This window comes from Curtobacterium flaccumfaciens (genome assembly GCF_018598405.1).
Lineage (GTDB): Bacteria > Actinomycetota > Actinomycetes > Actinomycetales > Microbacteriaceae > Curtobacterium > Curtobacterium aurantiacum.
Window position 1 is genome coordinate 50,195 of the sequence record NZ_JAHEWS010000008.1, and the last position, 22,168, is coordinate 72,362.

Here is a 22,168-nt window from a genome sequence, read left to right on the forward strand (position 1 = left end):
ATCAGGCTTCGACGGGCGCGGCTGCGGCGGCGGGGACGGGCACCGCCGCGGTGGTGGGCACCTCGGCCAGGGTGATCGGCCCGTGCGTGCGGTGCCGCCAGCTCGACCACGCCCAGCCGACGAGCAGCACGCCACCGATGAAGAGCAGGGCGCTGTACTGCAGCCACCACGAGGTGCCGGTCAGGTCGTAGATCTCCGGCCGCGGCCAGATGAGGTTGATCGCCATGCCGACCTGGAACGCCACGGCCAGGGCGTTGAGCGGGATGCCCCCAGCGGCCGAGGGTGAACAGCGGCTTGCCGTCCTCGTCCACCCCGGTCGGCAGGCCCGTGCGGCGGAGCTTGATGCGCTGGACCAGCAGCGGCCCGGTGACCCCGAGGTAGGCCAGGTAGAGCATCGCGATGCACAGGCTCGACAGGGCGGTGAAGATCGCGGACTGCCCGATGTTGACGGCGAGGGCGAGGCCGGCGCCGACCCCGACGACGATCGACGCGGCGATCGGGGTGCCGGTGCGGGGCGAGACCCGGGCGAGGGTGCGGTGGAAGGGCAGCGCCTTCTCGCGGGCCATCGAGTAGACCATCCGGGCGCCGGCGGTCTGCACGGCGAGGGTGCAGGCGAAGACCGCGACGGCGACGGTGCAGAGCAGGAGTCGACCGAAGACGTCACCGAGGGTCGAGGTGATCACCCAGGCGAGTCCCTGCGAGGCGAGGTTGCCGTCGGTCAGGCTCGGGGCGGCGACGAGGGCGCCGATGATGAGCAGCCCACCGCCGAGGCCGGACACCGTGAGTGCCCGGACGATCGTCTTCGGGGTGGTCCGGCGCGGGTTGTGGGTCTCCTCGGCGAGCTCACCGGCCGAGTCGAAGCCGACCATCACGTACGCGGCCATCAGCGAGGACGCCAGGAATGCCCACACGTACGGCTCGGTGCTCGTCGACCCGGCGGTCGTGAACACCACGGAGGCGCTGCGGTGCGGCAGCAGGAACAGGGCGCCGATGAGCACGACCACGCCGACGATCTCGATGAGCACGCCGAAGCTCGTCACGCGGGCCATCAGCCGCACGCTCGTGATGTTCACGATCGTGGTGACGGCGAGCATGACGATGCCGAGGACCACCGCGTTTGCGGCACCGGTCGGCGACGCGACGGACGGGTCGGCGCCGGGGCCGCCGACGACCTGGAACCCGTCCCAGATCGCGGGGAGCACGGCCTGCACGGCGATGGCCGCCACCGCGACGGTGAGGATCTGGCCGATGATCATCGTCCAGCCGGTGAACCACCCGAACCGGGCTCCGGCCAGGCGGCTCGACCACTGGAAGATCGCGCCCGAGATCGGCCAGCGGGCCGCGAGCTGCGCGAAGTTCAGCGCGACGAGCAGCTGGCCGCCGAAGACGAGCGGCCACGCCCAGAAGAACGCAGCACCGCCGAGCCCGAAGCCGAGTCCGAACAGCTGGAAGACCGTGGTGAGGATCGAGACGAAGGAGAAGCCCGCCGCGAAGGAGGAGAACGAGCCGACCCCGCGGTGGAGTTCCTGCTCGTAGCCGAGGCGGGCGAGCCCCTGGGTGTCGACGTCGGACGTGGCGCGCGGTGCGTGGAGCGGTGCTTGCGGAGAACGCATGACTGCAGACCTTTCGCGGAGTACCTGTCGGGTGACAGGTAGTGCGACCAGTGTCGTGCGGCCCTGTGTCGCCGCCGTTGCCCGTCTGTTTCGAGTGCGTGACGGGAGGCGGCGGCGTGTAAACGTTCCGAGTCGGCGGGCGGCTCAGCGGCGGGGGATCACTCGATGTCGACGTCCCGCTTGCCGCGGCGGACGATGAGCGGGTCCGGCTTGCCGATGACGTCGGCGGCCTTGTCCGGGTAGTCGAACTGCGTCAGGAAGTACCGCATCGCGTTCAGCCGTGCGCGCTTCTTGTCGTTCGACCGCACGATCGTCCACGGCGCGTACCGCTTGCTCGTCCGGGTGAACATCGCCGTCTTCGCCTCGGTGTAGTCCTCCCACCGGTCGAGCGACAGCAGGTCGATGTCGGACAGCTTCCATCGCCGCACCGGGTCGAGCTGCCGCATCGCGAACCGGGTCCGCTGCTCGCGCCGGGTCACCGAGAACCAGAACTTCGTCAGGTGGATGCCGGAGTCGACCAGCATCCGCTCGAACTGCGGCACCTGGGTCATGAACGACTCGTACTCGTCGTCGCTGCAGAACCCCATCACCCGTTCGACGCCGGCACGGTTGTACCAGGAGCGGTCGAACAGGACCATCTCGCCCGCGGCCGGCAGGTGCTGCACGTACCGCTGGAAGTACCACTCACCGCGCTCGCGCTCGGTCGGCTTGCTCAGCGCGACGACCCGCGAGGTCCGGGGGTTGAGGTGCTCGGTGAACCGCTTGATCGTGCCGCCCTTGCCCGCGGCGTCACGCCCCTCGAAGAGCACGACGACCTTCTGGCCGGTGTCCTCGAGCCAGTACTGGCACTTCAGCAGCTCGATCTGCAGCAGGTACTTCTGGTACTCGTACTCGTCCCGCGGCAGGCGCTCCGAGTACGGGTAGTCGTCCTGCCAGGTGAGCACCGGGTTGCCGTGCGGGTCGATCAGCTCCGGGTCGGCCGTCTGGCCGTCCGCGACGCTGTACCCCTCGGTCCGCAGCTGTTCGATGTACTCCCGCAACGGTTGCGAGTACGGCGCTGTGTCCACGGTGTCCTCCCTCTGCGAGCCGACCGGCTGTCGGCCCCAGGGCCATCCTGGCCTGGCCACCCGCACGACCGCCCCACGCCTCGCCCTGGACGCGACCCGATGACGGCCTGGAGGCGCGGTGCGGGCCCGCCCCGTGCCTCCCGACCGCATGTGGCCCTTCACAGGCATGATGGGGCCATGACGGACCAGGCCGAGATGATCCACCCCGAGATCGCACCGAGCGGAGACGGGTGCGTCGAGTGCGACGCGACCGGCTCGTGGTGGGTGCACCTGCGCCGCTGCGCGGCGTGCGGCCACGTGGGCTGCTGCGACGACTCCCTCAACACGCACGCGACGCGGCACTGGGAGGAGACCGGGCACGCGGTCATCCAGAGCTACGAGCCCGGCGAGACCTGGGCGTGGGACTACCGCGACGGCAGCCGCTCCGAGGGGCTGGAGCTCGCGGCACCCACCAGCCACCCCGTGACGCAGGCAGTCCCCGGGCCGGCGGATCGCCTGCCCGGGGACTGGTTGGAACTGCTCGGCGGATCACGCTGATCCGCCGCGGTCGTCGGGTCAGACGGCCGCGGTCGCCTCGTCGCGGTGCGGGAGCTTCCAGCCCGGACGCACGAAGTGGCAGGTGTAGCCGTGCGGGTTCTTCTCGAGGTAGTCCTGGTGCTCGTCCTCGGCCTCCCAGAACGGGCCGGCCGCGGTGACCTCGGTGACGACCTTGCCGGGCCAGATGCCCGACGCGTCGACGTCCGCGATGGTGTCGAGCGCGACCTGCTTCTGCTCGTCCGAGGTGTAGAAGATGGCCGAACGGTAGCTGCGACCGATGTCGTTGCCCTGGCGGTCCTTCGTCGACGGGTCGTGGATCTGGAAGAAGAACTCCAGCAGGTCCCGGTACGAGATCTGGGACGGGTCGAAGACGATCTCGACCGACTCGGCGTGGTCGCCGTGGTTGCGGTACGTCGCGTTCGGCACGTCGCCGCCGGAGTACCCGACGCGGGTGCTGACGATGCCGGGACGACGACGGAGGAGCTGCTGCGCTCCCCAGAAGCATCCGCCGGCGAGGATGGCGGTCTCGGTGGTGGTCATGGTGGCCTCCTGGGCTCTCGTGTCACTGGCTGCGACACCGTGTGGTGCAACCGGCAACAGGGACGATCTGTTCCCGTCGTCAGGTCCGCTGTGGGGCACGGACCCACCCGGGTGTGCGGTCGGTACGACTCGACCCTACGAGCACGTGCTCCGTCTCACCCCTGCGGTGCCGTCAGGCCACATGAAGCGGTCATCCGTGCACGACGAAGTCCAGCGCCGTCCGCGTGGTTGGTGGCTGCTCGGACTCGCGTTCTGTTTCCTCGTGTTCCTCGAGGTCTTCGTGGCGATCGGCTCGCTGCCGGGGATGCTCGCCGCACAGCTGCAGTACACCCCGTGTGGCTCCGACGAGACGATGCGGTGTTCGTACGCCGTCGGGGAGACCGCACAGATCCTCGTGCCGCTGGTCGCGTTCATCGTCGCGATCACGACGTGGGTCATCGGGGCGTCCGGTGCTCCCACGCTGCGGCGACGGGTACTGACGCCGGCGATCGGCCTCGTGGTCATCGTCCTGATCTTCGTGCTCGGCGTCGTCGCGATCGATCTGTCGATCCGATGACGGTCGTCAAGCGAACTCGCCGCCCCACGCTTGTGAGCAGCCTCGCTCTGTGTCGTCGTTTTCGCTGCGATCGGTGTCGGGTCAGGTGGTGCCGATGACGAGGGTGCTGCGGGCGGCTTCGACGACGTCGTTGGTGATGACGTCGAGCTCGTTGATCTTCAGGACGCGTTGGATCTGAGGGAGGAGGCGCTCGAGGAGTCGGAAGTTGCCGCGGGTGATGCGTTCGACGGCGGCGATGGCTTGCGCGTCGGTGAAGTCGTCGGGGTCGAGCGTTTTGCCGAGCTTGCGCCATTGACGTTCGAGAACGAAGAGCAGCTCGTCGTGGCCGAGCGGACGGTACTGGAGGGCGAATCCGAGGCGGCTGTAGAGCTGGGGGTAGTGGCTGAACTGCTTCTCGATGCCGGGCATGCCGATGAGGATCATCGCGATGCCGGTGCGGTCGTACTGGTCACGGAGCCACTCGACGGCGTTGCCGGTGAGGCGTTCGGACTCGTCGATGATGATCAGCTCGAGCAGGGACGGGTTGGGGCCGTGTGCGTGGTCGAAGTGGCGGCCGTGGAGGAGGAGATGTTCCTCGATGCAGTGTTCGGTGCGGAGCATGTCGTGCCGGAGGTCGTCCTGGAGGGCTCGCATCGTGGCGGAGACCTCGGGCGTGTAGAAGACGGTGCGGGCACGGTGTGTGGCGGCGTAGATCTTGGTGTCGTCTTCACTGCGTGCGGCCCATCTGGCGATGAACGGGCCGATGCTGTCCCAGTGGGCGTAGCGGCGGGCTGAGAGGGTCTTGCCGACGCCAGCGGGACCGAAGCAGACGCCGATGGTGTTCTGTTTCCGGACCGCGTCGGCGAACTCCGCGAACCGGCGGTGCTCCCTCGAGCGCGAGCGTCACCATCCCGGGGTCGAGCGCGTTCACGATCGACCGCACAACGGAGTACGACGGCGCTGAGAGACCTCGTTTGGTGCAGTGGTTGTCGACCTGGCGGTGAATCGTGGCGATCGAGGGTCGCGGCTTGGTGAGCGCGAGCCCCTCGATCAGGCGCACCAGTTCCGGTGCCGTCCGTCGGGCGCCGTGATCGGTGCGGGTGCCGTCGGCGAGAGCAGGGTATCCGCCGGTTCGGTAGCGGGCGAGCCAGCGTTGCAAGGTGCGTTCGGCGACGCCCGTGGTGCGGGCGAGGGTGGCGAGCGGGATGGCGTCCTCGACGTGCAGTCGCAGGATGCCCCACCGCTCGCTCGCGTCCATGGCTAGCTACATCGTTGGGGAAGGCTTGGTTCGTCGTGCCACGACGGGCTCGGCGTGCTTCGCGAGTGCACGGTAGATGGTGGTGCGGCTGACGCCGAGCACGTCGCCGATCTGCGCGACGGTCATGTCCTGCTGCTCGTAGAGCCGGCGCGCGGTGCGCACCTGGTCCGCGGAGAGGCGAGACGGTCGGCCGCCGGTCCGGCCGCGGGCTCGGGCGGCGGCGAGGCCGGCGTTGGTGCGTTCCTTGATGAGGTCCCGCTCGAACTCCGCCAGCGCGGCGAAGACGTGGAACACGAGCCGGCCGCCGGGTGAGGTGGTGTCGATGGTCTCCTGCAGCGACCGGAACCCGATCCCGCGCTCGGCGAGAGCGTGCAGCTGATCGATGAGGTGCCGGATGGACCGGCCGAGCCGGTCGAGTCGCCAGACGACGAGAGTGTCGCCGCGGCGGAGCTGGTCGAGGAGCTTGTCGAGCTCGGGCCGGTGTTGGAGCGACCCGGACATGGTGTCGACGAACACGCGGTAGCAGCCGGCGGCATTGAGAGCGTCGATCTGCAGCGACGCGTCCTGGTCCGTGGTGGACACGCGCGCGTACCCGAGGAGGTGACCCATGAAGAGAACGTAGCGAAACTCGACCCGGAGGGGTAGTGGTGGGACGTAGATTCCGGGACTGGGTTCCGTTACAAGAAACGCTCGCCTCGCACCCCGGCGGAGCGTCGGCACGGACAGTTGTAGCGGAATCGTTCGTTTTCGCTACAACATGGGGACAGAGCTTTCCTGGCCGAATGAGGGGCGGCTTTTTGAACCGGTGGTTACTGCTGCCCGCGGCGGGCTCGACGCAGTTCTGCGACGATGCGAGCTCGCTCGGGATCCTTGGCCAGCGTGCGATCGTCGATGACGTCGATGACGTGCTGGATCAGCGCGACGACCTGCTTGGACAGGAACGCGCTGAGCACGCCGCCGGCGACGGCGATGACGCCAGTCAGGGCAGCAGTACCACCGGAGGCCGTCAGCATGTCCACCGTGTCGGTGATGGGCATGATGCCTCCTTCGGGGTTGGCCAGGTGCGGCCAGAACCCACCCGTCCTCGGGTGGGGGGTACGAGGGCGCCGGCGCGCGTCGAAGCGCGCTCGGCGGAAGGCAGGAGCGGAGAGAGCTTCCTGCGGATGCCCGAGTCAGATCAGGGTATGAAAAAGGCCGGTCCCGAGAGGGCCGGCCGGAGACAGCATCGTGCTGTCTTGAATGTCAGCGTACAGCGCCTATGCGACACCCCCGAGATTCCGGGCAGACGCGTGCCGAGCAGCCTCAGGGTAGCGGAGCAGGCGGGCATGAAAAAAGCCGATCCAGAGGACCGGCTGTAGGCGCGCACTATGAACGCAGGACGATTGTGACACGGCCGGCGGACATTCCGCAAGCACTTCGTGCCACCAGGTCGCGGTGGACTACTTCGCCGGCGCGGTGATGAGGCCCGCGAGAGTGTCGAGGGCGCCTGGGATGAGGGAGAAGTAGGCCCACGTTCCGCGCTTCTCGCGGTGGAGGATCCCGGCGTCGACGAGCACCTTGAGGTGGTGCGACACCGTGGGCTGGGAGAGGCCGAGCGGTTCCTGCAGGTCGCACACGCATGCCTCGGCGCCGTCGTGCGCGGCGACCATCGAGATCAGCCGGAGCCGTGCCGGGTCGGCGATCGCTTTGAGTGACTTCGCGAGGACCTCCGCGGATGCCTGGTCCATCGCTTCAGTGGTGACGGGTGAGCAGCACGCGGTGACGTCCTGGATGGGGAGCAGCTCGATCGTCATGGGCCCATCATCCCACGGACTTCGACGGGCGTCTATATTTGCATTCATCGATATCGACGTGCTTCGATGTACGCGCCGGCTCTCGGCTCCCGCTCGATCCGTGAAGGACCAGCCTGATGACTCACCTCCTCGCCGTCGGCGGCAGCGACGCCGGCATCGCCGCAGCGCTCCGCGCCCGCGAACTCGACCCGTCGACCGATGTGACGGTGGTGCTCGCTGACGAGTTCCCGAACTTCTCCATCTGCGGTATCCCGTATTGGGTGTCCGGCGACGTTGCTACGGAAGCGTCCCTCGCGCACCGCACCCGCGGCGACCTCGAAGCCGCCGGCATGACCGTGCGTTCTTCGACCTGGGCCTCGGCCGTCGACGTCGACCGCCGCCGGCTGACCGTCACCAGTCCCGCCGGCGAGGAGGAGATCTCCTACGACGAGCTGCTGATCGGCACCGGCGCTGAACCGGTCCGCCCGGCCGGGGTGCCGTTCGGGGAACCGGGCATCCACCTGCTGCACTCCATGACTGACGCCGAGCAGGTCGTCGCCGCCCTCGAGCTGCTGCCGGCGGGGAGCCGGGTGGCAGTCGTCGGTGCCGGCTACATCGGCCTGGAGATGACCGAAGGGCTCGTGGCACGTGGGTTCGACACGACGCTCATTCAGCGCGGTCCGGAAGTGCTCTCCACCCTCGACCCGGAACTTGGGACCCTTGTCACCGCCGAGGTCCGCCGGCACGGCGCGACCGTCCTGACCGGTTCCACCGTCACTGGGATCACCCCGGCAGGCGGTGGGCAGTGGCGCGTCGCCACCAGCTCCACCTTCGGTGACGCGGAGGGCACGTTCGCGCTCGTCGTGGTCTGTGTCGGTGTCCGCCCGGTCACGGACCTTGCCGTCGCTGCCGGCGTGCAGCTGGGCCAGGCCGGTGCGATCGTCGTCGACGCGTCCATGCGCACCGGGGTGCCGCACGTGTGGGCGGCTGGCGACTGCGTCGTGACGCACCACCGCCTCCTCGGCATGACCTGGTTGCCGCTCGGGACGACAGCGCACAAGCAGGGCCGCGTCGCCGGGGAGAACATGCTCGGCGGCTCGAAGACGTTCGCCGGCTCGAAGACGTTCGCCGGTTCGGTGGGGACGCAGGTGGTGAAGGTGTTCGATCTCGTCGCCGCTCGCACCGGCCTCCGCCAGCACGAGACCGCACCGCTGGAGGTGTCGGCATTGACGCGGGTCACGGTGGCGGATGACCACAAGCGGTACTACCCCGGCGCCGTCCCGCTGACGATCAGCGTCACCGGCGACCAGAGCACCGGTCGGCTCCTCGGTGCGCAGATTGTCGGCCAACGGACCGCGGAGATCAGCAAGCGCATCGACACGTTCGCCACCGCCCTCCACGCGGAGCTCAGCGTGGACGACGTCATCGACCTCGACCTCAGCTACACGCCGCCGCTCGGGTCCCCGTGGGACGCCGTACAGGTCGCCGCGCAGGGCTGGGAGCGCGCCGCCGCAGCGGCGAATCGGGCCGCAGTGAGCCAGGCTGCGGTGATCGCCTGATGGTGATGGCTGTGGTCGCTGCGGCGATCTTCGTCGCGACGCTCGTGGTGGTGATCTGGCAGCCTAAGGGCTTCCCGATCGGCTACACGGCGCTGATCGGCGCCGTCATCGCCCTCGCCACCACCGTCGTCGGCCTCTCCGACGTCCCGACCGTCGTCGGGCTCGTGTGGAACGCGACGCTGACGTTCGTCGCCGTGGTGCTGATCTCGTTGATCCTCGACGAAGCGGGGTTCTTCGAGTGGGCAGCGCTTCACGTTGCCCGCTGGGGGCGCGGCAACGGACGACTGCTGTTCGTCCTCATCGTCGGCCTCGGCGCGGTCATCGCAGCGGTGTTCGCCAACGACGGGGCCGCGCTGATCCTCACCCCGATCGTCGTTGGGATGCTTCGGGCACTGAACATGCCGCAGAAGGCAGCGCTCGGGTTCATCCTCGCCACCGGGTTCATCGCCGACACCGGCAGCCTGCCGCTGGTGGTGTCGAACCTGGTCAACATCGTCTCCGCCGACTACTTTCACCTCGGCTTCGCCGAGTACGCCGCCGTCATGATCCCCGTCGGCATCGTCTCCGTCCTCACGTCCCTCGGCATGCTGCTGCTGTACTTCGGCAAGAGCATCCCGAAGCGGTACGACGTCCTCGCCCTCACCAGCCCCACCGCCGCGATCACGGACCGGGCGACGTTCCGCGCCGGATGGGTCGTCCTCGCCCTGCTGCTGGTCGGCTACTTCGCCGCCGACCCGCTCGGCATCCCGCTCGCGGCCGTCGCCGGTGTCGGGGCGGTCGTCATCGTCGCCGTCGCGGCTCGGCAGCCCGCGTTCCTCTTCGCCCGCGCGGAGGCTGCACCGGTCCTCGTCGCCACGGGTGGTACCGCCACCGTCACTGCTGGTGGTGCTGGACTGGGTGCGCCGTCGGGGCGGGTGATTCCGGTGTGGAAGACGATCCGGGAGGCGCCGTGGCAGATCGTGCTGTTCTCCATCGGCATGTACCTCGTCGTCTACGGCCTGCAGAACCAGGGCCTGACTGACCACCTCGCGACGCTGTTCGACGTGTTCGGTGACCACGGGGTGCTCGTCACGGCGCTCGGCGTCGGGTTCACCATCGCGATCCTCGCGTCCCTGATGAACAACATGCCCACTGTCCTCATCGCCGCCCTCGCCATCGGCGGTGCCGGCGCGACCGGGCTGACGCACGAGGTGATGGTCTACGCCAACGTCATCGGCTCCGACCTCGGCCCGAAGATCACCCCCATCGGCTCCCTCGCGACGCTGCTGTGGCTGCACGTGCTGGAGAAGAAGGGCATCCACATCGGGTGGGGGCAGTACTTCCGCACCGGCATCGTCCTCACCATCCCCGTCCTCGCCATCACCCTCGCCGCCCTCGCCGGCTGGCTCACCCTCATCCACTGAACCCGGAAAGACACACACCTATGAGTGACAAGCCCACGATCCTGTTCGTCTGCGTCCACAACGCCGGACGCTCCCAGATGGCCGCCGGCTACGCCCAGGCCCTCGGCGGCGACCGCGTCGAGGTCCTCTCCGCCGGCAGTGCGCCGAAGGACCAGATCAACCCGATCGCGATCCAGGCGATGGCCGAAGACGGCATCGACATCGCCGGCAACCAGCCGAAGATCCTCACCACCGACGCCGTCCGCGACTCCGACGCCGTGATCACGATGGGCTGCGGCGACGCGTGCCCGGTCTTCCCTGGCAAGCGGTACGAGGACTGGGACCTCACCGATCCCGCCGGCCGCGGCATCGAGGACGTCCGCCCCATCCGGGACGACATCAAGCACCGCGTCCAGACGCTCCTGACCGAGCTGCTGCCCGCCGAAGCAACCGCGTAACAGAAGAAGGACCAGGACCATGACGCTCACCCTCACCGTCCCACCCCGGACCGACGCGGACCGCCTCACCGGGCTCCCCGTTGCCGTCATCGGCGCCGGCCCCGTCGGCCTCGCTGCCGCCGCGCACCTCCTCGAGCGCGGCCTCGACGTCGTGGTCTACGAAGCTGGGCCGACCGTGGGGACGAGCGTCCGCGCCTGGGGGCACACGCGCCTGTTCTCCCCGTGGCAGTACGTCATCGACCCCGCCGCCCAGCGACTCCTGGAAGCCACCGGCTGGGAAGTACCCCGGGCATCATCGCTGCCCACCGGTCGCGACCTCGTCGACACGTACCTGGCGCCCCTGGCAGCGACCCCGCAGCTCGCACCGGTGATCCAGTACGGCACCCGCGTGGAAGCGGTGTCCCGGCAGGGCATGGACCGCACCCGCTCCACCGGTCGCGCCGACACCCCGTTCCTGCTTCGCCTCCACACCGCAGACGGTGCACACGACGTCACTGCGCGTGCGGTCGTCGACACCTCGGGCACCTACACGTCCCCGAACCCCCTCACTGCCGCTGGCCTCGCACCGGCCGCGGATCTCGGCGACCGGGTCGTCCACGCACTTCCCGACGTCCTCGGCGCAAACCGGGCCCGGTTCGCCGGTCGACGGGTCCTCGTCGTCGGTGCCGGCCACTCCGCGGCGAACACGCTCATCAAGCTCGCCAGCCTCGCCAAGACCGCGCCGGGTACCGAAGCGCTGTGGGCTGTCCGGAACGCCGGCACGGCCCGGCTCGGCGCGGACGCAGCGGACGGGCTCGCCGCCCGCGGTCAGCTCGGTTCCACCGTCCACGGGCTCGTCGAGTCCGGTCAGGTGCAGCAGATCGCCTCGTTCGAGATCGACGACGTCCGACCCGACGGCGACCAGGTCACCGTCACCGGCCGCCGCGCCGGAGAGTCCTTCGCGGTGACCGTCGACGTGATCGTCAACGCGACTGGGTTCCGGCCCGACCTCAACATGCTCCGCGAGATCCGCCTCGGGCTCGATGACATCGTCGAAGCACCCCGAGCCCTCGCCCCGCTGATCGACCCGAACCTGCACTCCTGCGGATCCGTTCCCCCGCACGGCGTCGCCGAACTCGCGCACCCAGAGCCGAACTTCTTCATCGCCGGCATGAAGTCCTACGGCCGCGCACCCACGTTCCTGCTCCTCACCGGATACGAGCAGGTCCGCTCCATCGCCGCCGAACTCGCCGGAGACCACACCGCAGCCCGACAGCTCGAACTCGTCCTCCCCGAAACAGGCGTCTGCTCCACCGACATCGGAGGCAGCTCCTGCTGCACCACCCCCACCGCCACCGCCACTCCTGCCGCTGAGGACGCTGCCTGCTGCACTCCGCCAGAGCCGACTACTGACAGCACCTCGTGCTGCACCAACTGACCGGAGTCCCGCCCATGACCACGAAGCCCACTGTCCTGTTCATCTGCAAGCACAACGCCGGCCGCTCACAACTCGGGGCCGCCCTGCTCGAAGTCGCAGCCGCCGACCGGTACGCAGCCACCTCCGCCGGCATCAGCCCTGCCGACGAGGTGAACTCCTCGATTGCCGCGACCGTGGGCGAGCTCGGCCTCGACATCACCGGACGCGTGCCCCGGCGAGTGACGCCCGACCTGCTCGAGCAAGCGGACATCGTCGTCCTCATGAAGCCCGGCCTCGAGCTCCCCGCAGAACCACGCGGCACGGTCCTCGAGTGGGCCTTCCCCGACCCCACCTCCTGGTCACCAGAAGACGTGCGACCCATGCGGGACGCCGTCGCAGAACGCATCGAACGAGAGCTCCTGCAGCCGTAGCGACCGGGCTACCCGACACGAAGCGAAGCCAGAAGGACGACACAGAGCGAAGCTGTTCACACCTTCGACGCCTCCTTCTCGACACCGGCATTGCCGTGACGGTCACGGACGTCCCCCGACGGCAACCTCGAGCACGAGGACCGGAACTTCGTAGCCGAGATCACGGTGTGTCCGCACGGTGGGTGAGCCTCGCCCGTGACTCGGCCGCGTACCGACCGGAGGCGCGGTGCCAGCTGGCACCGCGCCTCCAGGCCTTTGTGGGGTCGCGTCAGTTCGCGGTGTCCTCGAGCGCGTCGAGCGCGGCCACGTCCTCGGCGGCGAGGACGAAGTCGACGTCGGCGTTCTCGGCGATGCGCGACGGGGTGGTGGACTTCGGCAGGGGCAGGACGTCCTTCTCGAGCAGGTAGCGGATGGCGACCTGGGCGACGGTCTTGTCGTACTTCGCCGCGATCTCGGCGATCTGCTGGTTCTCGAGCAGGCCACCGGTGGCGAGCGGGGAGTAGCCCTCGGTCAGGATGTCGTGCTCGCGGTCGAAGGTGGTCGTCTCGTCCTGGGTGTTGCCGATGAACCAGCGGATCTGGTTGGCGTGCGGGACGACGTCCGTGCGGCCGAGCAGGTCCTCGAGGTCGGCGACGGCGAAGTTCGAGACGCCGATGCTCTTGGTGCGGCCGGCGTCGTAGAGCTCCTCGAAGACCTTCCAGACCTCGACGTTGCCGTCGCGGTGGTCGGAGCCCATGTCGCTCCAGGGCCACGGTGCGTGGATCAGGTACAGGTCGACGTATCCGAGGTCGAGGTTGCGGCTCGACTCCTCGAAGGCGTCGCGGGCGCCCGAAGCCGTCTTGATCTCGGCCGGCAGCTTCGTGGTGATGAAGAGTTCGTCGCGGGGGATGCCGCTGTCGCGGACGGCCTCGCCGACGCTCGCCTCGTTGCCGTACGCCAGGGCGGTGTCGATGTGGCGGTAGCCGAGGTCGAGGGCGGTCTTCGTGGCGTCGTACACGTCGGAGCCGGACGGGATCTGCCAGGTGCCGAAGCCGATCTTCGGGATGTGCAGACCGTTGGACAGAGTGAACGTGTCGATGAGTGCGGGCATGCAGCGGACAGTACGCCGGTCGGGTTCAGCCACGGTCACGGTGCGGAACGCTGCTGCGCCCGGGCTTACGCACACTCGGGGAGGAAGTGCCGGTACTCATCCTTGCGGGCCGCGGTGCCCACTGCGCCATCGAAGTCGGTCTCCGGTACCACCCCGACCGCGACGTCCCCGTGGCCATTCCCATCGCAGACAGCGACGATGACGCCGTCCGCTCCGTCGGCTTCGGACAGGGTCGCTGGGCGATGGAGCACCTGTGGAGACAGGTCGTACCAGACGAAGGCGTCGCCGTCTGGGACGAGGGCACCGGCTTCGGTGACCGTCATCCCGACCCTGACGTCCGCGCGGGTCGGGTGACCTGCTGTGGAACATCCCGCCAACAGCAAGGCACCGACGGCGATGCTGGTCGCGCTGATGCTCAGGCGCAGGGCGGACATGTTCAGCGGTACCGGATGATGTCGCACGTCACGCGTGCACTGCCCGGGTTGAAGGCGTACAACCAGCCGGAACGACCTGTGACGTAGTCCTTCCCAGCGCCGGTCATGTGCTTCTCGATCTTGTACTTGTAGCGGCTCCCGACCGGGTAGGCGACGAGCATCCGTCCCTTGGGGACACGCTGCCTGCTGCAGGTCACCGAGACGCTCTGTGTGCGGGAAGCGCTGAAGGCGAGCTTGCCCGCGGCCCACTTCCTCGTCGCACCGAACTCCAGACCGATCGTTCGTGTTGCTGCGCGGCCCTTCGTGAGGCCGCAGTTCATCGAGGACGTGCGGGACCCGCAGGATGCGAGGATCTGCGAACCCGTGTGGTGGGACTTCTTCGACTTGTTGACGATCTTGTTGTAGTACCCCCACGCGGCTCGAGGCTCGTGCGGTTGCGTCGCTTCGGCTGCGGTGCCGCTGGCGAGCAACAGAGAGATGGTGGCGGCAGCGACGAGGGCGCTCTTGACGGAAGTCTTCATGAACGTCGAGCCTGGCGGAGAACCAATGAAATATGTAGAACATCAAACTTCGATGCGAAGCTGTTACCTCGCCTCCGACGCCAGCAAGGGCGTTCCGGGTTGCATGGCGCCCACCTCGAACGGACGGAAGGACGCCCCATGCCCCTGAACCCCACCGTGCACGACCGGAAGACCGGTGTCACCCCGCCCGGGGCGGCCGGCGGCTTCGAGCTCGCCCTGCTCGACCGCGGCGCCGACGCACTGCAGACCTCGGCGCCGCTGCGGGGCTTCGACGTCTACGTCGTCGGCTTCCACTGCGTGAAGGGCGAGCCCGACGTGCAGATGGAGGCGCACCACTTCTGCAAGGTGGTGAACGCCGAGATGCTGCAGTGCGTGCTCTTCGACGGCAACACCAAGGACGCGAACCTGATCGGCATCGAGTACATCGTGTCCGAGCGGCTCTTCGACTCCCTGCCCGAGGACGAGCAGGCGTCGTGGCACCCGCACAACCACGAGGTGTTCTCCGGCGAACTCGTCGCTCCGGGCCTGCCGATCGCGGTGGAGACCGAGCTGATGGGGCACCTGGTGAACTCGTACGGCAAGACCTGGCACACCTGGCACAGCACCCCGATGGGCTCGCAGCCCGCACACGACCTGCCGATCGGCGACCCGATGCTCATGTGGTCGTTCAACCGCGAGGGCGAGGTGGACAGCGCGCTGCAGCAGGACCGGAACCAGGCGATGCGCACGGATCCGGAACCGCGCAAGGAGTCGCGGGCGAAGTACCTCGACCAGGCACGCCCGCAGCGCGGTGTCGGCACGATGCGCGACGCCTTCACCGGCACCACCCCGACCCCGGGCGTCGTCGACGCGGACGACGGGCGCCCCTGACGACGGACGGGAGGCCCGTGGCGGTGTCGCCACGGGCCTCCCGTCCGTCATGTGGTGCGGTTCAGCGCGCGGTGCGCGTCCCGATCCGCGGCAGGACGAAGCCGAGCACGATCATCGCGACGGCCAGGAAGGCGTGGAGGACGTTGTCGGCGCTGTTCAGCGGGACGAAGTTCGCGGGGTCGGCCATGCCGGCGGTGAACAGGCCGTAGACGAAGAGCACCGCGTAGACGATGCCACCGGCGATGAGGTACAGGCGTGCCGAGGCGGCACGGCGGGCGGCGATGAGCCCGACGATGCCGAAGAGCAGGTGCACGATGTTGTGCAGGACGGACACCTGGAACAGGCCCAGGAGCAGGGCCATCGAGCCGTGTCCGGCCATGGACATCGAGCCCATGTCCATGGTGAGTCCGGGGACGAAGCCGGCGATGCCGACGATCAGGAAGACGACACCGAAGACGAGCGCACCCCGCTGGGTCCACGTCGATCCCGAGCCGGTGCGTGCGGTTGCTGCGCTGCTGGTCATGATCAGCCCTCTTTTCTCGTGCGCGCCGCAGTGTGCGGCACACATGACATTCGGAGCGCTTCCCCGGTCGGTTTGCAGGTCAGTGCTCGGCGGTCACCGCGCTCGTCAATCCGCGCACCAGCAACGCCCGCGATCGGGCGGTCGCGGTGCCGTCCGGATCGCTCCACGCGGCGCGGGCGAGCCCGTCCACCAGGGTGATCACGGCGTCGGCGACGACGGGCACCGGCTCGGACGGCGTCGTCCCGTGTCGTGCGGTCCAGCGCTCGATCCCGGCAACCACGCCGTCGCGCCAGAGCCGTCGTTCGGTGTCGAGCAGGTCCCCGTCGCCGTCCGGGGCGAGGGCCGTCGCGCTGAGGGCTTCGAGCACCCGGAACCGCTCGGGTTCGCGCCGCACCAGGTCGAGGTACGCCGAGATCGCCGCCTCGAGCGCGGCGGCGAGGTCGTCGTGCTCATCGGCGGCCGCGAGCACCGGCGGCAGGACCGCACGCGCCTGCCGTTCGAGCAGCGCGACGACCAGGTTGCGCCGTGCACCGAAGACGTAGTGGACGACACCGTGGGCGACGCCGGCACGAGCGGCGACGGCCCGGGTGGTGAGGCCGCGCAGGCCGTCGTCCCGCACGACCAGGGCGGCGGCGTCGAGCAGTTCCGCACGCCGGTCCTGTCGGCTGCGGTACCCGCGCGACTGCTGGTCCTCGGTCATCACAGGAAGCGTACGGGGCGCGTGCAGGACCGGCCGCGAAGATGAAGTCGGCCACGTGGCCAAATCAGCGAACCCGCGAGGAGTCAGCATGGAGATCGTCGTCCGAGCAGCAGGACCCGCCGAACTCGAGGCGGCCGCGGCCGTCCTCGCCGAGGCCTTCGCCGACGACCCGGTGCTCGCCGAGTTCCGGCCGCCGCGATCCGGTGAGGACCGCCCCGCCGTGCTGGCCGGGCTGTTCGCCGCGCTCATCCGGTCGGTGCCGCTGAGCGCGCGGCGGGTGGACGTGGCCACGATCGGTGACCGCGTGGTCGGCGCCGCGTTCTGGCAGGCGCCCGGGCGGCAGCCCGGAGGCGTGCGGGCCTTCGTGCGACAGGTGCCGGCGTTCCTCCGGACCCTGGGGCTCGGCGGGGCGCTCCGCGCGGTGGCCAACCTGCGCCGCATGGAGCGCGCTCGCCCGGTCGCCCCGCACTGGTACCTCGCCGAGATCGGGGTGTCGGCGTCGGCACGTGGTCGGGGCATCGGCGGACTGCTGCTCGGCCACGCACTCGAGCGCGCGGACCGGACGGCGGACGGTGCCTACCTGGAATCGTCCACCCCGGTGAACCGTCGGCTGTACCGACGGCACGGGTTCGCGGACGGCGCGCCGATCGCGGGGTTCCGAGCGGCGACCCCGATCGGCATGTGGCGTCCGGCGGTCGGCTGACCCGACGCCGGGGGACACCGACCCTGTACCGCCGTGCACGACCGCTGCCTACCGTCCAGGGCACACCACGACGAGAGGAAACACCATGGCAAGTGGAGTCGCAGCAGTCTGGGTCCCGGTCAGCGACATGGAGCGCGCCGTCGCGTTCTACCGCGACACGCTCGGTCTCACCGTCAAGGACCAGTCTGAGGACTGGAGCGAGATCGACGCCGGCGGCCTGATGATCGGCCTGAACGGACGCGAGTCGGCCAGCCAGGCGAGCGACGGCGGCGCCGTCGTGTCGTTCCAGCCGGACGGCAGCATCGAGGACGAGGTCGCGGAGCTGAAGAGCCGCGGCGCGGACATCCAGGGTGAGATCAGCGAGCACCCGTGGGGCAAGATCATCCCCTTCAAGGACAGCGAGGGCAACGACCTGCAGCTCTACTCGCCGCCGCAGGGCTGACCCCGCCGGGTGCGGGACGCACCCGATGGACCGACGGGAGGCCCGTGGCGATGTCGCCACGGGCCTCCCGTCCGTCCATGTGGTCGCGCTGGACGCTACGCGACCGCGATCTCGTTGGGCACGCCCGGCAGCTCGTCGCTGGAGGCGACGACCTTGCCGGTGGTCAGGTCGACCGCGTGGATCTTCTGCTCGGCGGTGTCGGTGACGTAGGCGACGTCGCCGTCGACCTTCAGTGCGGGGTGGGCGTCCTGCCACTCGGCCGGGCCCTCCCACGGGTCGATCACCGGGTACGACTCGAGCTGCTCGCCGGTCGTGCTGTCGAAGGTGTGCAGCGCGCCGTCGGAGCCGAGCACCACGGCCTCGTCACCGGGGCCACGGCCCAGGTCGCGGAAGGTGAAGCCGACGTCCTCCGGCATGTCCGCGACGGTGTACTTCCCGGACGCCGCATCGATCAGGGCGATCTGGTCGAGCAGGTAGCCCTCGCTGTCGGGGTCGTCGTTGTAGTCGCCGACCGCGACGGACGAGTCCTCGGTGGTGAACAGGTTGCCGGTGCGGCCGTACTCGGTCGGGGCGTCGATCTTCTCGAACGCGCCGTCGTCGTAGACCAGGGCGCCGTCGGTGCAGCCGAAGACCGCGACCTCACCCTTGACCGCACCCTCGCCGTGCACGTCGGGGCAGTCCTCGGAACGGGCGATCTCCTCGCCGTCGGCGTCGAGGGCGCGCACGCCGGTGCGGCTCTCCTCGGTGCCGATGGTGGTCAGGAGCGTGCCGTCCTCGAGCTCGATCGCGACGCCGTGGTGGGCGGCCTCGGACTTCGTCGTCTCGACCTCGGGCAGGTCGGCCCCGTCGAGCTCGGTGTGGTCGAACGTCGTCACGTCCCCGGTGCCGTCGGCGAACAGGGCGGTGCGGTCCCCGTGCACGACCGCGTGACCGCCGGTGTCCGCGGGGAAGACCGCGTCGGTCAGGGCGGGCTCGGCCTGTGTGTCGAGGACCCGGAAGCCCTCGGGCACGGTGACGAGCACGTGGCGCCCGTCGCCGGCCGGGTTGACCCGCGTGAAGCCGTCGATCGCGTCGTCGGTCACCACCTGCAGGTCCTGGTCGAGGACGAGGAGGCCGCCGTCGTAGGTCAGGGTGATGCGGGTTCCGTCGGCCTTCGGGGTCGCAGTGCTGTCGGACCCGGCGTCGGTGGCGTTCGTGGCGCACCCGGTCAGGGCCAGGGCGGCCGCGCCCAGCAGGGCGGCGGGCCACATGGCCCGGAGCATCTTCGTGTTCGTCATGTCGCTCACTGTATTGATTCTCATTCTCATTTACCAGTCGACAGGCCGTCGACGATGGCCTCGGTGTTCGAGCGCATCATGCCGAGGTAGGTGGAGGCGTCGCCGTCCTCGGTGAGGGACTCCGTCGCCAGGGGGCGGATCTCGACGTGCAGGTCGACCTCCTCGGCCAGCACCTCGGCCAGGCGCGCGGGCTGCGAGGCGTCCGCGAAGATAGTCGGCACCCCCGCCTCGTCGATGGCGTCGGCCAGGTCGCGCAGGTCGGCGGCGCTCGGGGAAGCCAGGGTGGTCCCGCTCGGGATCACCGCACCGACGACCCGGAACCCGTACCGGTCGGCCAGGTAGCCGAACACGTGGTGGTTCGTCACGAGGGCGCGGCGTTCCTCGGGAACGGTCCGGAACGCGCTCGTCATCGTGTCGTCCAGGTCGCGGAGCTCGTCCAGGTAGGCGTCGGTGCCGGTCGGCTCGATCCCGGCGTCGCGCAGGTCCTGGTCGAGCGCCTCGACCACGTCGACCATCCGGGCCGGGTCGGTCCAGAAGTGCGGGTCGGGGCCGCTGTCGTCCTCGGTGGTCCACTCGAGCGGGTCGAAGGCGTCCCCGGCGGTGGAGACCGGGACGCCGTCCTCCGCCGCGGCCGCGACGTGACGGGCGACGCCCTCTTCGAGTCCGAGTCCGTTCTCGACCACCAGGTCCGCGCTCCGCAGCCGGGCCGCCTGTTGCGCGGAGACCTCGAACGAGTGGGGGTCGGCCCCCGGGGGCATGAGGACCATGACGTCGGCCTGGTCCCCGACGACCTCGGTGACGACGTCGCCGAGGATGTTCGTCGTCACCGCGACGAGCGGACGGTCGGAGCCGGCTGCGGTGCACCCGGCGGTGGTGACGGCGACGGCGGCGGCGACGACTGCGGCGGTCAGCACGCGCTGTGCGGACCGGCTGGCCCGCGTGGTCCGCGTGGGCTTCGGGGCGCTCACAGCCCGACCTCCGCGAAGGCGACGGGGGTGACCGGCAGCTCGATGGTGCGGGTGACCCGGGCGTCGTCGGCGAAGTCGATCTCGTGCACGGTGCCGTCCGTGGGGTCGGCCAGGTAGGCGCGCTGCGCGTCGAGCTGCAGCAGCGGAGCGGCACCGGTGCCGGGGTCGATCAGTGGCTCGGTCGTCGCGACCGTCCCCGTCGAGGCGGTCACGACGACCACCCGGCCGGTGTCGTCGACCCCGACGACGTGCTCGTCCTCGTCGTCCACCGCCACCACGGCGCGCAGGGGTCGTTCGGTGGGCACGAGGCGCCAGGAGCCCTGTCGCACGTCGAGCAACCAGAACCCGGAGTCGCCCGCCAGTCCGGCGACGGTGGGACGCCCGGCACGGGCGGCGAAGGCCGTCGGCCGTTCGGCGCCGTCGGGCAGGTCGACGAACGAGGTCTCGCCGGTGTCGTCCACCACGACGGCTCCGTCGGCGCAGCCCACGACGGCTCCGACGCGGGTGACGATCCCGCCCGCGGGGTCGGTGCAGGCCTGCTCGGTGGCGTCGGCGTCGGCGTCGTCGGTCGCGCCGCCGTCCGCGTCGAGCACGCGGACCGCGCCGCCGTCGGCCGCCACGAGCTGCTCGCCCATCGGCAGCAGGACGCTCGCGTCGATCCGTGCGGTCTCGTCGACCTCGCCCTGCCCCAGGGCCTCGCGGTCGAGGACGACGGCCTCGGCACGGTCCGGCCAGGTGATCGTCGTCATGGTCTCGGACGAGTGGACCTCGACCCGGCCGCCCCCGTCGATCGTGCCGACGACCCGGGGCTCGGCGGCGTAGTAGTGCGTGTGGTCGCCGTGGTCGACCGTCCAGGACCCGCCGTCGACGATCGTGGTGCGGTCCGCATCGCTCGTCACGAGGAACCGGCCGTCGGTGGCCGAGTGCTCCGGTGCGTCCACACCGTCGAGGTCGGTGGACTCTTCGCTGAGCAGGTCGTGCAGTGCGGTCGCGCCGGATGTCGACACGGCCAGGAGGCGCAGCTGGGGTTCCTGGGACTCGCTCGCGCCCGCCACGTAGCCGTGGGGGCGGGCGGTGCCGGTCGAGCTGTCGGCCGACGGGGTGCCCGTGGAGCAGGCGGTGGCGGTGAGGGCCAGGCCGGTGGCGAGGCCGATGGTGGACAGGATGCGCGCGGGGGCGCGGGTGGTGGTCGAGTGCTTCATGCTCCCTCTCGAGACGGTGCGGCGGATCGTGGTGCTGTCGGCGCGGCCGCGCGCGCCGGTGTCGGGATCGGGGTGCGCCGCAGGACCACGGCGGCGAGGGCGCGCGAGACCACGACGCCGCCGACGGCGACCGCGGCGATGCTCGCGCCGGCGGCGGTGCCGGCGTGCCAGGAGACGAGCAGCCCGACGAGCACGGCGGCCGTGCCGATGCCGGCGCCGAGGAGCATCGTCGAGGCCACGTGGCGGGTCCACGCACGCGCGGCAGCAGCGGGCGCGAGCAGCAGGCCCACGACGAGCAGGGTCCCGACGGCCCGGTACGAGGCGACGACCGCCAGGGTGACGAGCCCGATGAGCACGACCTCGGCCAGGCGTGGGTGCAGTCCGAGCGTCGCGGCCTTCCGGGTGTCGAACGCCAGGGCGGTGAACGGCCGGTGGAACGCCACGGCGACGGCCAGGGCGACGGCGGCGGCGATCGCGAGCCCACCGACGTCGGTTCGGGTGACGGCGAGGACGTCCCCGAACAGGATCGCGGTGACGTCGGTGGCGAACGATCGCGAGGACGAGACGATGATCACGCCGAGCGCGAGCATCCCGACGAACAGCAGGCCGATCGACGTGTCGTACGACAGTCGGGCGCGCCGTCGCAATGCCCCGACGCCGAGCACCATCACGCCCGCGCTCACCGCGGCGCCGAGCACCGGCGGGACCCCCGTCAGGGTGGCGATCGCGACGCCGGGCAGCATCCCGTGCGAGAGTGCCTCGCCCAGGAACGCCATGCCCCGGACCAGCACCCACGTGCCGACCACGGCACACAGGACCGCCGCCAGGGAGCCGCCGACGAGGGCGCGCACCATGAAGTCGACGGAGAACGGATCGGTCAGCCAGGTCAC

Annotated in this window: 24 protein-coding genes and 3 pseudogenes; 10 read left to right on the top strand and 17 right to left on the bottom strand. The window is 70.0% G+C overall.

Going from position 1 to position 22,168, the window contains the following annotated elements:
* Position 1 precedes the first annotated feature (1 nt).
* Both KK097_RS06805 and ppk2 read right to left on the bottom strand, forming a co-directional pair.
* Positions 2 to 1,613: pseudogene (locus tag KK097_RS06805) on the bottom strand (APC family permease).
* A gap of 158 nt (positions 1,614 to 1,771) precedes the next feature.
* On the bottom strand, positions 1,772 to 2,680 hold the full coding sequence (gene ppk2, locus KK097_RS06810; RefSeq protein WP_214530572.1) for a polyphosphate kinase 2: 909 nt from the start codon (positions 2,678 to 2,680) through the stop codon (positions 1,772 to 1,774).
* 177 nt (positions 2,681 to 2,857) lie between these two features.
* Here ppk2 and KK097_RS06815 point away from each other — a divergent pair, with 177 nt between their 5' ends.
* A complete protein-coding gene (locus KK097_RS06815) occupies positions 2,858 to 3,217 on the top strand; it encodes a UBP-type zinc finger domain-containing protein (protein ID WP_214544145.1) in 360 nt (119 codons plus the stop codon).
* 18 nt (positions 3,218 to 3,235) lie between these two features.
* Here KK097_RS06815 and msrA read toward each other — a convergent pair whose 3' ends face one another.
* A complete protein-coding gene (msrA, locus tag KK097_RS06820) occupies positions 3,236 to 3,757 on the bottom strand; it encodes a peptide-methionine (S)-S-oxide reductase MsrA (RefSeq protein ID WP_071245202.1) in 522 nt (173 codons plus the stop codon).
* A gap of 196 nt (positions 3,758 to 3,953) precedes the next feature.
* On the opposite strand from msrA, the gene KK097_RS06825 reads away from it, so the two are divergent.
* Positions 3,954 to 4,313: a hypothetical protein gene (locus tag KK097_RS06825; protein WP_214544146.1), complete on the top strand. Its 360-nt coding sequence runs from the start codon at positions 3,954 to 3,956 to the stop codon at positions 4,311 to 4,313.
* A gap of 81 nt (positions 4,314 to 4,394) precedes the next feature.
* Here the strand turns inward: KK097_RS06825 and KK097_RS06830 are convergent.
* From KK097_RS06830 to KK097_RS06850, 5 genes and pseudogenes are all read right to left on the bottom strand, one after another.
* Positions 4,395 to 5,186: pseudogene (locus KK097_RS06830) on the bottom strand (AAA family ATPase); the annotation flags it as partial.
* A 229-nt stretch (positions 5,187 to 5,415) separates the two neighbouring features.
* Positions 5,416 to 5,550 (bottom strand): annotated as a pseudogene (locus tag KK097_RS17985) (helix-turn-helix domain-containing protein); the annotation flags it as partial.
* 6 nt (positions 5,551 to 5,556) lie between these two features.
* Complete coding sequence (locus KK097_RS06840) at positions 5,557 to 6,159, bottom strand: recombinase family protein (protein WP_214530568.1); 603 nt, start codon at positions 6,157 to 6,159, stop codon at positions 5,557 to 5,559.
* Between the two features lie 200 nt (positions 6,160 to 6,359).
* Complete coding sequence (locus KK097_RS06845) at positions 6,360 to 6,587, bottom strand: hypothetical protein (protein ID WP_051805400.1); 228 nt, start codon at positions 6,585 to 6,587, stop codon at positions 6,360 to 6,362.
* Positions 6,588 to 6,989: 402 nt separating this feature from the next.
* A complete protein-coding gene (locus tag KK097_RS06850; protein WP_038566171.1) occupies positions 6,990 to 7,343 on the bottom strand; it encodes an ArsR/SmtB family transcription factor in 354 nt (117 codons plus the stop codon).
* A gap of 116 nt (positions 7,344 to 7,459) precedes the next feature.
* Here KK097_RS06850 and KK097_RS06855 point away from each other — a divergent pair, with 116 nt between their 5' ends.
* The 5 genes from KK097_RS06855 to KK097_RS06875 are packed head-to-tail and all read left to right on the top strand — an operon-like array spanning position 7,460 to position 12,548.
* Positions 7,460 to 8,881 (top strand): FAD-dependent oxidoreductase, encoded by a 1,422-nt coding sequence (locus tag KK097_RS06855; RefSeq protein WP_214544147.1) that lies wholly within the window; start codon positions 7,460 to 7,462, stop codon positions 8,879 to 8,881.
* Positions 8,882 to 8,886: 5 nt separating this feature from the next.
* On the top strand, positions 8,887 to 10,284 hold the full coding sequence (locus KK097_RS06860) for an arsenic transporter (RefSeq protein ID WP_214530566.1): 1,398 nt from the start codon (positions 8,887 to 8,889) through the stop codon (positions 10,282 to 10,284).
* A gap of 20 nt (positions 10,285 to 10,304) precedes the next feature.
* Positions 10,305 to 10,721, top strand: a complete 417-nt coding sequence (locus tag KK097_RS06865; protein WP_214530565.1) for an arsenate reductase ArsC — start codon at positions 10,305 to 10,307, stop codon at positions 10,719 to 10,721.
* 19 nt (positions 10,722 to 10,740) lie between these two features.
* Positions 10,741 to 12,138: an FAD-dependent oxidoreductase gene (locus KK097_RS06870; protein ID WP_214530564.1), complete on the top strand. Its 1,398-nt coding sequence runs from the start codon at positions 10,741 to 10,743 to the stop codon at positions 12,136 to 12,138.
* A gap of 14 nt (positions 12,139 to 12,152) precedes the next feature.
* Positions 12,153 to 12,548, top strand: a complete 396-nt coding sequence (locus KK097_RS06875; RefSeq protein ID WP_214544148.1) for an arsenate-mycothiol transferase ArsC — start codon at positions 12,153 to 12,155, stop codon at positions 12,546 to 12,548.
* A 268-nt stretch (positions 12,549 to 12,816) separates the two neighbouring features.
* On the opposite strand, the gene KK097_RS06880 is transcribed toward KK097_RS06875, so the two are convergent.
* The 3 genes from KK097_RS06880 to KK097_RS06890 all read right to left on the bottom strand — a co-directional run bounded on the left by KK097_RS06880 (position 12,817) and on the right by KK097_RS06890 (position 14,593).
* Positions 12,817 to 13,638 (bottom strand): aldo/keto reductase, encoded by an 822-nt coding sequence (locus tag KK097_RS06880; protein ID WP_214544149.1) that lies wholly within the window; start codon positions 13,636 to 13,638, stop codon positions 12,817 to 12,819.
* Positions 13,639 to 13,703: 65 nt separating this feature from the next.
* The gene (locus KK097_RS06885; RefSeq protein WP_214544150.1) at positions 13,704 to 14,072 is read right to left on the bottom strand and encodes a hypothetical protein; all 369 of its coding nucleotides are present in this window, start codon (positions 14,070 to 14,072) and stop codon (positions 13,704 to 13,706) included.
* Positions 14,073 to 14,074: 2 nt separating this feature from the next.
* Positions 14,075 to 14,593, bottom strand: a complete 519-nt coding sequence (locus KK097_RS06890; protein ID WP_214544151.1) for a hypothetical protein — start codon at positions 14,591 to 14,593, stop codon at positions 14,075 to 14,077.
* Between the two features lie 138 nt (positions 14,594 to 14,731).
* On the opposite strand from KK097_RS06890, the gene KK097_RS06895 reads away from it, so the two are divergent.
* Positions 14,732 to 15,463 carry an OBAP family protein gene (locus KK097_RS06895; RefSeq protein ID WP_214544152.1) on the top strand — a complete coding sequence of 244 codons (732 nt, stop codon included), beginning with the start codon at positions 14,732 to 14,734 and terminating at the stop codon, positions 15,461 to 15,463.
* A gap of 61 nt (positions 15,464 to 15,524) precedes the next feature.
* Here the strand turns inward: KK097_RS06895 and KK097_RS06900 are convergent, their stop codons facing one another.
* Both KK097_RS06900 and KK097_RS06905 read right to left on the bottom strand, forming a co-directional pair.
* The gene (locus KK097_RS06900; protein WP_214544153.1) at positions 15,525 to 15,986 is read right to left on the bottom strand and encodes a DUF4383 domain-containing protein; all 462 of its coding nucleotides are present in this window, start codon (positions 15,984 to 15,986) and stop codon (positions 15,525 to 15,527) included.
* A 79-nt stretch (positions 15,987 to 16,065) separates the two neighbouring features.
* Positions 16,066 to 16,686, bottom strand: coding sequence for a TetR family transcriptional regulator (locus tag KK097_RS06905; RefSeq protein WP_214544154.1), 621 nt, complete (start codon positions 16,684 to 16,686; stop codon positions 16,066 to 16,068).
* Positions 16,687 to 16,774: 88 nt separating this feature from the next.
* On the opposite strand from KK097_RS06905, the gene KK097_RS06910 reads away from it, so the two are divergent.
* Both KK097_RS06910 and KK097_RS06915 read left to right on the top strand, forming a co-directional pair.
* The gene (locus KK097_RS06910; RefSeq protein WP_214544155.1) at positions 16,775 to 17,389 is read left to right on the top strand and encodes a GNAT family N-acetyltransferase; all 615 of its coding nucleotides are present in this window, start codon (positions 16,775 to 16,777) and stop codon (positions 17,387 to 17,389) included.
* Positions 17,390 to 17,474: 85 nt separating this feature from the next.
* Positions 17,475 to 17,831, top strand: a complete 357-nt coding sequence (locus KK097_RS06915) for a VOC family protein (protein WP_214544156.1) — start codon at positions 17,475 to 17,477, stop codon at positions 17,829 to 17,831.
* 95 nt (positions 17,832 to 17,926) lie between these two features.
* On the opposite strand, the gene KK097_RS06920 is transcribed toward KK097_RS06915, so the two are convergent.
* Genes KK097_RS06920 through aztB form a run of 4 tightly spaced genes read right to left on the bottom strand, consistent with a single transcriptional unit; the run spans position 17,927 to position 22,168 of the window.
* Positions 17,927 to 19,108, bottom strand: coding sequence for a hypothetical protein (locus KK097_RS06920; protein ID WP_250896534.1), 1,182 nt, complete (start codon positions 19,106 to 19,108; stop codon positions 17,927 to 17,929).
* A 26-nt stretch (positions 19,109 to 19,134) separates the two neighbouring features.
* Complete coding sequence (locus KK097_RS06925) at positions 19,135 to 20,019, bottom strand: metal ABC transporter substrate-binding protein (protein WP_214544203.1); 885 nt, start codon at positions 20,017 to 20,019, stop codon at positions 19,135 to 19,137.
* A 53-nt stretch (positions 20,020 to 20,072) separates the two neighbouring features.
* Complete coding sequence (locus KK097_RS06930; RefSeq protein WP_214544158.1) at positions 20,073 to 21,278, bottom strand: YncE family protein; 1,206 nt, start codon at positions 21,276 to 21,278, stop codon at positions 20,073 to 20,075.
* Positions 21,275 to 22,168, bottom strand: a complete 894-nt coding sequence (gene aztB, locus KK097_RS06935) for a zinc ABC transporter permease AztB (RefSeq protein ID WP_214544159.1) — start codon at positions 22,166 to 22,168, stop codon at positions 21,275 to 21,277. Before aztB ends, KK097_RS06930 begins: the two co-directional genes overlap by 4 nt.